Raw genomic sequence first — 9,549 nt, 5'->3', positions numbered from 1 at the left:
CTGGCGCGGCGGGGGGGCGGGCGCGGCCCAGACGCCGGCCCCCGGGGCCGCCGCCCCGGCCGCACACCCCGCGCCCCGCGCCCCCCCCCCCCCCCCCGCGGGCGGGCCGGGGGCTCGGGCGGAGGAACGCGGGGGATCAGGCCCCGGAGGACGCCTCGGCGGCGACGATCTCGCGGCCGCCGGAGCGCGGGCCGCGCAGCACGGCCAGGTAGGCGACGCCGATGCCGATCAGCGCCCAGACCACCAGGACCACGATCGGCATGCCCAGGTTGGTGGAGCCGAAGTAGGCGATCGACTTGGTGGCACTGGTCCCGGCGCCGTTCGGGATCAGCGAGCCGATGGCCCGCCAGAACGGCGGCATCATCGGTGCCGGGTAGACGCCGCCGGCGCTCGGGTTGCCCAGCACCACGAAGATCAGCACCGCGACGCCGATGCCGATGACGTCGAACAGGCACTGCAGCGCCATGGTGAACGCGCCGACCGTGAACACCACCAGGGCGCCGATGCCGGTCAGGGCCAGGATCGAGCCGGGCAGCGCGTCCAGCACCGGTCCGGCGATGATCGTGCCGCCGAGGCCGGCGCCGACCGAGTACAGCGCCAGCACACCGAGGCGGATCAGCAGGCGGTGGACGTTGGCGGGCTTGGAGCCGGCGCTGATGCCGAGGATCGAGGCGACCAGGTAGCCGCCGACGCACCAGCCGATGACCAGGTAGAACGCGGAGAGGCCGTTGGTGTCGCCCTTGGCGAGCGGCACGACGTCCTCGACCTTGACGGTGCGGCCCTGGGCCTTGTCCAGCGCGGTGGTGATGGACTCGGCGGCCTTGGCGGCGGAGGTGCCGCGGGCGCCGCCGACCAGCAGGGTGTCCTCGGTGCCGGTCGGGTTCACGACCAGCGCGGCGTAGATCTTCTGGTCCTTGATCTGCTGGGTGGCCGTCTCGGCGTCCGGGGCGGTGACGGCCTTGACGGCGTCGTCCGGCACGGATTCCAGCGCCTGGACCAGCTTGGGGGCGACCTGCGGCGGGGCGACCACCGCGATCGACAGCTCGTGCGGGGCCGGGTGGTGCAGCGCCCCGACGTACGAGGTGATGAAGCCGAGCTGCAGCAGCAGCACGCCGATCACGAGCAGTGCCGCACGCGGTGTGACCGCGCCCTTCAGTTCAGCGACGAAACCCTGCCCCGGGGCGGCCATCCACATCTCCTTGTGTATTGGGGGAAAACGGATACTTCATACCATGAACTAGTTAGCTTGTCGCACCCCACGCGCCGCCTTCCAGCCAGTGCGGCTGCGGGATACTGGCGCGGTGAGTGACGAGGAATCCCTGCTGGCGGTGGAGCGCGAGGTCGCGCTGATGTTCCGGCGGGGCCGGGCCCGAGTGGCGGAGCTCTCACGCCGGGTGCACCCCGAGCTGGAGGGGATGGCGTACAGCATGCTCGGCTACATCGAGCAGACCGGGCGGGTGCGGGTGACGGACGTCGGCGTGCACTTCGCGGTCGGCAAGGCCACGGTGAGCCGGCAGATCCGGGCGCTGGAGGAGCTGGGCCTGGTGGCCAGGGAGACGGATCCGCTGGACCGCCGGGCCGCGCTGGTCTCGCTGACCGAGGACGGGCGGCGGCGCTACCTGGCGGCCCGGGACGTCCGGATGCGGCGGGTGCGGGAGCTGCTGGGCAGCTGGTCGCCGGAGGACGTGGACCGCTTCGCGGTGCTGCTGCACCGCTTCAACGACGTGATCGGGGAGCCGCCGGCGGAGTGACCGGGGGTCGGGGCCCGGGGCGGGGTCGGGGCCACGGTGGCTGGATCCAGGCCTGGGGGCGCGGCCTTTACTTGGGCTTGAAGAAAGTTGCCTTAGTCAACCATCGGGCCTATGGTTGCGTAAGGCAACAATTTTCCCTGCCTGCGCACCCCCCGCCCCCCGCTCACTCCTCCCGCCGAAGGACCCAGATGACCGTCACAGCCGAGGCGACCGTCGGAGCCGCCGTCGACGATCAACCGATGACCCACCGGCAGGTGATGGAGGCGCTGTCCGGCCTGCTGCTCGGCCTCTTCGTAGCCGTGCTCTCGTCGACCGTCGTCTCCAACGCCCTGCCGCACATCCTCACCGACCTGCACGGCGGCCAGTCCGCCTACACCTGGGTGATCACCGCGGCCCTGCTGACCCTGACCGCCTCCACCCCGATCTGGGGCAAGCTCTCCGACCTCGTCAGCAAGAAGCTGCTGCTCCAGATAGCCCTGCTGATCTACATCGCCACCTCCGCCCTGGCCGGCCTCTCCCAGAACACCGCCGAGCTGATCGCCTGCCGCGCCCTCCAGGGCATCGGTGCCGGCGGTGTGGTCGCGCTGGGCCAGATCTGCCTGGCCGCGATGGTCCCGCCGCGCGAGCGCGGCCGTTACAGCGGCTACTTCGGCGCGGTCTTCGCGCTGGCCACCATCGGCGGACCGCTGATCGGCGGCGTCATCGTGGACACCTCGTGGCTGGGCTGGCGCTGGTGCTTCTACGTCGGCATCCCGTTCGCGCTGGCCGCGATCCTGGTGGTGCAGCGCACCCTCAAGCTGCCGGTGGTCAAGCGCAAGGCGAAGATCGACTACCTGGGCGCGCTGGTCATCACCGGCGCCGTCAGCCTGCTGATGATCTGGATCACGCTGGCCGGCACGAACTACGACTGGCTGTCCTGGCAGACCGCCGCGATGGTCGGCGGCGGCCTGCTGCTGGGCGCCCTCGCCGTGGTGATCGAGCGCCGCGCCGCCGAGCCGATCATCCCGCCGGACCTCTTCAAGTACCGCACCGTCACCCTGGCCGCGGTGGCCAGCGTGCTGGTCGGCGTCGGGATGTACGGCGCGACCACCTTCCTCAGCCAGTACTTCCAGCTGGCCCGCGCCAAGTCCCCGACCATGGCCGGCCTGATGACCCTGCCGATGATCCTCGGCCTGGCGCTCGCCTCCACCGTCGCCGGCCGGCTGATCACCAAGTACGGCAAGTGGAAGGCCTACCTGGTCGCCGGCACGGCGCTGCTCGCGATCGGCTTCGGCCTGCTCGCCACCGCCCGCGCCGACACCGACTACAAGCTGCTCTGCGTCTACATGGCGATCACCGGCATCGGCCTCGGCCTGACCAGCCAGAACCTGGTGCTCGCGGTGCAGAACACGGTGCCGCGCCACGAGCTCGGCGCGGCCAGCTCCGTGGTGACGTTCTTCCGCACCATGGGCGGCGCGATGGGCGTCTCCGCGCTCGGCGCGCTGATGAACAGCAAGGTGACCCACTACCTCGCGGAGAACCTGGCCGCCGCGCACATCCCGGCCGCGAGCGCGGCCGGCGGCGGGGGCATCCCGGACCTGCACAAGCTGCCCGCCCCGATCGTCCCGCTGGTGACGGACGCGTTCGGGCACGGGGTCGGCACCGTCTTCCTGTGGGCCGCGCCGTTCGCGGCGCTGGCCTTCGTCACGGTGCTGTTCATCCGGGAGACCGCGCTGAAGACCAGCCAGCAGGGCTGACTCCGGGCGGGGATGCGCGAACGGGCCGGGGAGTGTGGATCACACTCCCCGGCCCGTTCGGTTCGTCCCGCGCGCGGACGGCGGGAACCGTCGGCCACGCGCTACGGCGCGGCGATCAGGACCACGCGCTACGGCGCGGCGATCAGGACCACGCGCTACGGCGCGGCGATCAGGACCAGGCCGTAGACGACGGCCGCGGCGCAGAGGCCGAAGCAGGCGTAGGCGCCGGCCAGGGCCAGCCGGCCGCCGCCCGGCTCCTGGGCGGCCTCGCCCTCGCGGGCGCTCAGCGCGGCCTCGCGGCGGGACAGGGCCAGGATGCCGAGTGCGAAGACGGAGACCACGGCGACGGTGATGCCGAAGCTGGCACCGGCGGTCTGGGCCAGGGCGTTCCACTTGATGTGCATGGCGGGTGCTCCTCAGCCTGCGGCGCTCAGGCCGCGACCGTGGTCGAGGCGGGGGTGGGGGCGTTCGCGGGGGCGGCGGTGGCGGGGACCTCCACCGGGGTGACGTCGTTGACGTCGTTGACGTTGTCCGCGCTGATCGGCTGGCGGCGGGAGATCAGCCACATCGCGCCGGAGCCGGCCACCAGCACGGCGCCCACCAGGACGATGCCCCAGGTGCCCTGGCGGACCAGCAGCGCGGCGCCGCCCGAGACCAGCGCGGCGGCCGGCAGGGTCAGCGCCCAGGTGTAGACCATGCGGCGCACCAGGCTCCAGCGCAGCTCGGCCTTCGGGCCGCCGAGGCTGGCGCCCATGATGCCGCCGGAGCAGACCTGGGTGGTGGAGAGGCCGAAGCCCATGTGCGAGGAGGTCAGGATGACGGTCGCGGCGGCCGACTCGGAGGCGAAGCCCTGCGGCGCCTTGATGTCGGCGAGGCCCTTGCCCATCGAGCGGATGATCCGCCAGCCGCCCATGTAGGTGCCGAGCGCGATCGCGGCGCCCGCGGAGATGATCACCCAGGTGGGCGGCAGCGCGCCGTGCGGCAGGGCGCCGACCGACACCAGGGTCAGGGTGATGATGCCCATCGTCTTCTGGGCGTCGTTGGTGCCGTGCGCGAGCGAGATCAGCGAGGACGAGAAGATCTGGCCGGTCTTGAAGCCCTTGGTGGCGGTGGTCTCGTTGCCCTTGCGGGTGATCGCGTAGGCCAGCTTGGTGGCGCCCCAGGAGGCCAGGCCGGCGACCAGCGGGGAGGCGATCGCCGGGATCAGGATCTTGGAGAGGACGGTGTCGAAGTTGACGCCGTTCATGCCGACACCGACGACGGTGGCGCCGATCAGGCCGCCGTACAGCGCGTGCGAGGAACTGGACGGCAGGCCGCGCAGCCAGGTCAGCAGGTTCCAGAGGATCGCGCCCGCCAGTGCGGCGAAGATGATCTCGGGGTGGATGCCGCTCTTCTCGTTGACGATGCCGCCGGAGATGGTGGTGGCGACCTTCACGGACAGGAACGCGCCCGCGAAGTTGAGGACGGCCGCGATGGTGACCGCGACCTTCGGCCGGAGGGCTCCCGTCGCGATGGAGGTGGCCATCGCATTGGCGGTGTCGTGGAACCCGTTGGTGAAGTCGAAGGCGAGCGCCGTGATGATCACAACGGCTACCAGGAACGAGATGTGTTCCATACCCAAACAATCGTCGTAGTTGTCGCACGGACGTTGGTGTCGTCGCGACCGTAGGTCTGTTTGGTAAACGGAAGGTGAACTGAGCCGGGAATCGTGGTTCCGCTGGTGTCCCAGCGGTGTCCGGAAGCTTTCGGAAGGGTGTCGGCGGTCGCGCTGAGCTGGACATTAGCGAAGTTCGCCCCGGTTCGCTCCGGTTTGCTGAGAGCTGTCTCACAGATCAACCCAGAATTAACCTCCCAGTCCGGATGCGCCCTGTTTCCGGTGAGTAACCCGTGGGAGGATCTGCGGGATCCGGGGACGCCGGTGACAGGCTGGGGCGGGGAGGACCAACCCATGGGCGGGGCTGCACAGCGCACTGAAACGGCAGTCGTACGGCCCTGGCTGCGGGCGGCACTGCGCTGCGGAGCCGCCCTCGCGGCCGCCGCGCTCGCCCTCCCGCTCGCCGCGCAGGCCGCGTACGCCGCCCCCGACCCGGGCGCCTCGATCACCGCGGCCAGCCCGGGCGACGACCCGCTCGCCGCCGCCAAGGCCACCCTCGGCCCGCTGCTCGACCAGCTGCACGCGCTCTACCAGAGCGCCGAGACCGCCACCGAGCAGTACAACGGCGCCGTCGCCAAGGTCGCCGAGCAGCAGGCCGCGCTCACCGACCTCCAGGGCCGGATGGACCGCCAGCAGAAGCAGGTCGACGCCGGCACCGACATCGCCTCCCAGCTCGCCGCCGCCCAGTACCGCAACGGCGCCGCCTCCGCCTACGCCGAACTGCTGCTCTCCAAGGACCCGTACGAGGCCGTCACCATCGCGGAACTGCTCACCGCCGCCAGCCGCTCGCAGTCCGAGTTCCTGGACCGGCTGAAGACCGACCGGGAGGCCCTCGCAGGCCTGACGAAGCAGACCGAGGACGCGCTCAAGACCTCCCAGACGCTGGTCACCCAGCAGGACGCCGCCAAGGCCAAGGTCGCCACCGACCTCGCCTCCGTCGAGCAGCTGGTCTCCTCGCTCACCGGCGCCCAGCGCACCGAGCTGGAGAAGCTGGAGAAGGCCAAGGCCGACGAGGCCCAGCTCCTCTTCCTCGCCTCCGGGGTCCTCGGCAAGGGCGAGCGCACCCCGTCGGCGGCCGGCCGCACCGCCATCGCCTTCGCGCTCGCCCAGCTCAACAAGCCGTACCTGTGGGGCGGCGCGGGGCCGGACTCCTACGACTGCTCGGGCCTCACCTCGCAGGCCTGGCTGCACGCCGGGCTGCCGATCCCGCGCACCAGCCAGGAGCAGTGGGCCCAGCTCCCGCACATCGCGCTGAACCAGCTCCGCCCCGGCGACCTGGTCATCTACTTCGAGGGCGCCACGCACGTCGCGATGTACATCGGCGGCGGGCTGGTCGTCCAGGCACCCCGGCCGGGCGCCGTCATCAAGGTGTCGCCGATCGGCTCGATGCCGATCCTCGGGGCGGTGCGGCCCGACCCGTCCGGCGCGGCGGACGAGGCCGGCGGCAGCTGGAAGGTGCCCGACCTGCCCGCCGGCTGGGACACCGTCACCCCGATCGCGCCCAGCCCGGCCAACCAGGTCCCGGCCGCCCCGGCCCCCGGCACGCCCGCCAACCCGCCGGCCACCCCGGGCACGCCGTCCACCACCCCGGGCACGCCCGCGGACACCGGCACCGGCACCGGCACCGGCACGCCGTCCGGCACCGGGACCGGAACGCCCGCCGACCCGGGGACGCCGTCCGGCACCGGCACCGCCGCCCCCGGCACGTCCACGCCCACGCCGACCCCGACCGGGACGGGCACGCCCACCCCGACCGGGACGGGCACCCCGGCGCCGACCGGCACGGGCCCGGCGACGCCCACCCCGACCGGCACCGGCACCGGCACCGGCACTCCGGGTTCCACCGGTACTGCGGCCTCCACCACCACCGGCTCGGCGAGCGCCGGAGCCCCGGGCAGCGCCACCGCGACACTGCCGCTCGGCGGCAACTAGGCCCTAGGTCCGGACAGGGCCTGAGCCATGACGAAGGCCGCCCGGCGTCCACGGACACCGGGCGGCCTTCGCGTGCGTCACGCCGGGGCGCCGGTGTCCGGCTCGAAGCGGACGACCACGGCCTTGGAGGTCGGCGTGTTGCTGATGTCGGCGGTGGAGTCCAGCGGGACGAGCACGTTGGTCTCCGGGTAGTAGGCCGCCGCGCCGCCGCGGGCCACCGGGTAGTGGACCACCCGGAAGTGCGGGGCGCGCCGCTCGACGCCGTCCCGCCACTCGCTCACCAGGTCGACGAAGGCGCCCTCGGTCAGGCCCAGTTCGGCGGCGTCGGCCGGGTTGACCAGGACGACCCGGCGGCCGCCCTTGATGCCCCGGTAGCGGTCGTCCAGGCCGTAGATGGTGGTGTTGTACTGGTCGTGCGAGCGCAGCGTCTGCAACAGCAGGCGGCCCGGCGGGACCTCGGGGGCGGTGAGCGGGTTGACGGTGAAGTTGGCCTTCCCGGTCGCGGTGGGGAAGGTCCGGGAGTCGCGCGGGCCGTGCGGCAGGGTGAAGCCGCCGGGGCGGCGGACCTTCTCGTTGTAGTCCTCGAAGCCGGGGACGACCCGGGCGATCCGGTCCCGCAGGGTGTCGTAGTCGGCGGCGAAGTCCTCCCACGGCACGGTGTCCCCGGGGCCGAGGACGCTGCGGGCCAGCCGGCAGACGATCGCGGTCTCGGAGAGCAGGCCCGGGGCGGGCGGGCGCAGGCCGCCGCGCGAGGAGTGCACCTGGCCCATCGAGTCCTCGACGCTGACGAACTGGGCGCCGGCGCCGCTGACGTCCCGGTCGGTGCGGCCCAGGGTGGGCAGGATCAGTGCGCGGGCGCCGGTGACCACGTGCGAGCGGTTGAGCTTGGTGGAGACGTGCACGGTCAGCCGGCAGCGGCGCATCGCCGCCTCGGTGACGTCGGTGTCCGGGGTGGCCGCGACGAAGTTGCCGCCCATCGCGAAGAACACCCCGACCCGGCCGTCGCGCATCGCCCGGATGGTGTCCACCGAGTCGAGGCCGTGCGCGCGCGGCGGCTCGAAGCCGAACTCCTTGCCGAGCGCGTCCAGGAAGGCCGTCGAGGGCCGCTCGAAGATGCCCATCGTCCGGTCGCCCTGGACGTTGCTGTGCCCGCGCACCGGGCAGACCCCGGCGCCCGGGCGGCCGACGTTGCCGCGCAGCAGCAGGAAGTTGACCACCTCGCGGATGGTCGGGACGGCGTGCTTGTGCTGGGTGAGGCCCATCGCCCAGCAGACGATGATCTTCCGGGAGCCCAGCACCAGCCGGCCGAGCTCCTCGATCTGCTCCCACGGCAGGCCGGTCGCGGCGAGCACCTCGGCGCGGTCGGTCGTGCCCGCCTGCGCCTCGAACTCCTCGAAGCCGTGGCAGTGTTCGGTGACGAAGGCGCGGTCGACGCCGTCCTGCTCCAGGATCATCCGGTTGAGCGCGCGGAACAGCGCCAGGTCCCCGCCGAGGCGGATCTGCAGGAACAGGTCGGTCAGCTTGGTGCCGTGGCCGACCAGGCCGCGCGCGTGCTGCGGGTTCTTGAAGCGCTCCAGGCCGGCCTCCGGCAGCGGGTTCACGCTCACGATGGTGGCGCCGGCCCGCTTGGCGCGCTCCAGCGCGGAGAGCATCCGGGGGTGGTTGGTGCCCGGGTTCTGGCCGGCCACGATGATCAGGTCGGCCTGGTAGAGGTCCTTGAGGCTGACGCTGCCCTTGCCGACGCCGAGCGTCTCGGTGAGCGCCGAACCGGACGACTCGTGGCACATGTTGGAGCAGTCCGGCAGGTTGTTGGTGCCCAGCCGGCGGGCGAACAGCTGGTACGCGAAGGCGGCCTCGTTGCTGGTCCGCCCGGAGGTGTAGAAGGCGGCGCCGTCCGGGGTGTCCAGGGCGCGCAGCTCCTCGGCGATCAGCGCGAAGGCGTCGTCCCAGGAGACCGGCGTGTAGTGGGTGGCGCCCTCGTCGAGCAGCATCGGCTGGGTGAGGCGGCCCTGCTGGCCCAGCCAGTAGCCGGAGCGCTCGGCCAGCTCGGCGACCGGGTGGGCGGCGAAGAACTCGGCGCGGATCCGGCGCTCGGTGGCCTCCTCGGCGACGGCCTTGGCGCCGTTCTCGCAGAACTCCGCCGTGTGCGTCTTGCCCGGCTCCGGCCAGGCGCAGCCGGGGCAGTCGAAGCCGTCCGGCTGGTTGACCTTGCGCAGCGTGGCGAGGGTGCGCAGGGGGCCCATCTGCTCGGCGGCCATCCGCAGGCTGTGGCCGACCGCGGGCAGCCCGGCCGCCGCGTGCTGGGGCGCGGACACCTCGGGGGCGTCCTGCGCCGGGTCGCTCTGCGGGGCCTGCTTGGCCATGACCGCTTCTCCTCGGCTCTGCTCGTCCGGCGGCCGTGACACCGGGGTGACACCGGGTCCGCCGGGCCCGCCGCTTCGGCGCGGGGGCTGAGGGCCCATCCTTCCATCCGGGT

Annotated in this window: 7 protein-coding genes; 3 read left to right on the top strand and 4 right to left on the bottom strand. The window is 72.7% G+C overall.

Going from position 1 to position 9,549, the window contains the following annotated elements; all coding sequences use genetic code 11:
* Positions 1–136: 136 nt before the first annotated feature.
* Positions 137–1,195, bottom strand: coding sequence for an ABC transporter permease (locus ACFV61_RS17095; RefSeq protein WP_380492389.1), 1,059 nt, complete (start codon positions 1,193–1,195; stop codon positions 137–139).
* A 106-nt stretch (positions 1,196–1,301) separates the two neighbouring features.
* On the opposite strand from ACFV61_RS17095, the gene ACFV61_RS17090 reads away from it, so the two are divergent.
* Entirely contained in the window at positions 1,302–1,751 is a 450-nt protein-coding gene (locus tag ACFV61_RS17090; RefSeq protein ID WP_244293367.1) for a MarR family winged helix-turn-helix transcriptional regulator, read from the top strand.
* Positions 1,752–1,939: 188 nt separating this feature from the next.
* Positions 1,940–3,487: an MDR family MFS transporter gene (locus ACFV61_RS17085; protein ID WP_063347836.1), complete on the top strand. Its 1,548-nt coding sequence runs from the start codon at positions 1,940–1,942 to the stop codon at positions 3,485–3,487.
* A 155-nt stretch (positions 3,488–3,642) separates the two neighbouring features.
* On the opposite strand, the gene ACFV61_RS17080 is transcribed toward ACFV61_RS17085, so the two are convergent.
* Both ACFV61_RS17080 and ACFV61_RS17075 read right to left on the bottom strand, forming a co-directional pair.
* Positions 3,643–3,891 (bottom strand): hypothetical protein, encoded by a 249-nt coding sequence (locus ACFV61_RS17080; RefSeq protein WP_063347835.1) that lies wholly within the window; start codon positions 3,889–3,891, stop codon positions 3,643–3,645.
* A 26-nt stretch (positions 3,892–3,917) separates the two neighbouring features.
* Positions 3,918–5,102, bottom strand: coding sequence for an anion permease (locus ACFV61_RS17075; RefSeq protein ID WP_380492387.1), 1,185 nt, complete (start codon positions 5,100–5,102; stop codon positions 3,918–3,920).
* Between the two features lie 333 nt (positions 5,103–5,435).
* Between ACFV61_RS17075 and ACFV61_RS17070 the strand changes: the two genes are divergently transcribed.
* Positions 5,436–7,073, top strand: coding sequence for an NlpC/P60 family protein (locus ACFV61_RS17070; RefSeq protein WP_380492385.1), 1,638 nt, complete (start codon positions 5,436–5,438; stop codon positions 7,071–7,073).
* 77 nt (positions 7,074–7,150) lie between these two features.
* Here ACFV61_RS17070 and ACFV61_RS17065 read toward each other — a convergent pair whose 3' ends face one another.
* Positions 7,151–9,436: an FdhF/YdeP family oxidoreductase gene (locus ACFV61_RS17065; protein WP_380492383.1), complete on the bottom strand. Its 2,286-nt coding sequence runs from the start codon at positions 9,434–9,436 to the stop codon at positions 7,151–7,153.
* Positions 9,437–9,549: the final 113 nt, after the last annotated feature.

This window comes from Kitasatospora sp. NPDC059817, from assembly GCF_042731835.1.
Classification (GTDB): domain Bacteria; phylum Actinomycetota; class Actinomycetes; order Streptomycetales; family Streptomycetaceae; genus Kitasatospora.
Note: the sequence above shows the minus strand (reverse complement) of the source record. Positions and strands in the feature narration are given on the sequence as shown.

What these genes read in the sequence shown, in the direction of transcription:
- ACFV61_RS17095 (WP_380492389.1), bottom strand. Translation starts at nt 1,195, where the DNA reads ATGTGGATGGCCGCCCCGGGGCAGGGTTTCGTCGCTGAACTGAAGGGC.
- ACFV61_RS17085 (WP_063347836.1), top strand. Translation starts at nt 1,940, where the DNA reads ATGACCGTCACAGCCGAGGCGACCGTCGGAGCCGCCGTCGACGATCAA.
- ACFV61_RS17080 (WP_063347835.1), bottom strand. Translation starts at nt 3,891, where the DNA reads ATGCACATCAAGTGGAACGCCCTGGCCCAGACCGCCGGTGCCAGCTTC.
- ACFV61_RS17075 (WP_380492387.1), bottom strand. Translation starts at nt 5,102, where the DNA reads ATGGAACACATCTCGTTCCTGGTAGCCGTTGTGATCATCACGGCGCTC.
- ACFV61_RS17070 (WP_380492385.1), top strand. Translation starts at nt 5,436, where the DNA reads ATGGGCGGGGCTGCACAGCGCACTGAAACGGCAGTCGTACGGCCCTGG.
- ACFV61_RS17065 (WP_380492383.1), bottom strand. Translation starts at nt 9,436, where the DNA reads ATGGCCAAGCAGGCCCCGCAGAGCGACCCGGCGCAGGACGCCCCCGAG.